The organism is Geobacillus proteiniphilus, assembly GCF_001908025.1.
Classification (GTDB): Bacteria; Bacillota; Bacilli; order Bacillales; family Anoxybacillaceae; genus Geobacillus; species Geobacillus proteiniphilus.
Genome location: NZ_MQMG01000131.1, coordinates 1 through 881, shown reverse-complemented (window position 1 = coordinate 881; position 881 = coordinate 1). Strand labels below are relative to the sequence as shown.

At 51.4% G+C, this 881-nt stretch carries 1 protein-coding gene; it reads right to left on the bottom strand.

Annotated features, from left to right (window positions below):
* On the bottom strand, positions 1 to 778 hold a 778-nt coding region (locus BRO54_RS18850), incomplete at its 3' end, for an IS4-like element IS5377 family transposase (RefSeq protein ID WP_074044858.1).
* Positions 779 to 881 lie beyond the last annotated feature (103 nt).

Sequence of the window (881 nt, the reverse complement as noted above, 5' to 3'; positions counted from 1 at the left end):
GAATGTCGCGGCCATTTGCATCTCGAAAGATCACTACCCGGTGACGCTTGGTCGATCGGCATTGTTTCGTCCCCAACTGGCACGTGAAGTCGGCTTGAACCGATGAAGATGTGCTGGAAAGGCGTTTCAAGCTTTTTTTCTGATGAAGTTCGATGTTGTCCTTCATTCGAATGACAAAGAGCTGATGCTGCTCCACAAATCGATCGAGGCGTTCGATTTTGAAATACGCCCGGTCTTCCACGAGCACTTGTTGAGCGTTCGTCAACTGTTCTCCCACTGGGCCATCGTGACGCAGTCCGGTCGTTTCCACCACGTCTGCCGGCAGCGAGGATTCCGGCGAATACGCGACGTGCAGCTTCACTCCGGCGCGTTCGCCGTGATACGGAGCCCATGGGAGGCGGTTTTTCCCGACCGTGACGGTCGTCGAATCCACCACCCGAAGCGGTTTGGGAAACCGAAGCGAGCGGCGGGTTTGGCGGTTGCACTTGGAAATGATCAACGCCAACAAGCGTTTCATGATGTCATAGGGAACTTCTTTCGCTTTCTTGGATACTGTGGAATAATGGAATCGCGGCAATCCATACAGAGGCCCCACGTCAGCTCCATGGCGAAAGCTTTTCCATTGATGCATGGCGGCCAGCAGGAAGAAGTGAATCAACTCGCGCAACGTAAAGGTTCGAGACGAATCACGATACCCAACCGCTTCGGCAATCAGTTGAATCTCTTCATCCGAAACAAGTTTTTGCATCAAATTCGGGAGTGTGGTATGCTTGTTCATAGAGAGCACCTCCTGGGTTTGTTTGTGTCGTTACTCACATTCTACAGGAAAGGTGCTCTTTTTTCTATACCCTTTGGATTTTATTGGATAATCAACACGCCTG